The 263-nt window shown below is 73.4% G+C and carries 1 protein-coding gene; it reads right to left on the reverse strand.

Features of this window, described 5'->3' with window-relative positions; translation table 11 throughout:
* Positions 1-263, reverse strand: a 263-nt coding sequence (locus D7X55_RS42770; RefSeq protein WP_147470576.1) for an AMP-binding protein, incomplete at both ends; no start/stop codon positions are given.

The following is a 263-nucleotide window of genomic DNA, read 5'->3' on the forward strand; positions in this document are numbered from 1 at the left end:
GTCAGCTCCGGCCGGTTGAGGTAGCCACGAGCGACGCCTTCGCCGCCGATGAAGAGCTCACCGGCGACGCCCACGGGCACCGGGCGCAGCGTGCGGTCCAGCACGTAGACGCGCACGTTGGGCAGGGGCCGGCCGATGGTGGGAGTGGGGGAGGCGTCGAAAGCGCAGGCAGTGGCGTCGACGGTGCACTCGGTGGGGCCGTAGACGTTGAAGACGCGCGGACGCGGGGCCTGGGCCAGGTGGCGCCAGGTGGCCGGGTCCAC

This window comes from Corallococcus sp. AB049A (assembly GCF_003668885.1).
GTDB lineage: Bacteria > Myxococcota > Myxococcia > Myxococcales > Myxococcaceae > Corallococcus > Corallococcus interemptor.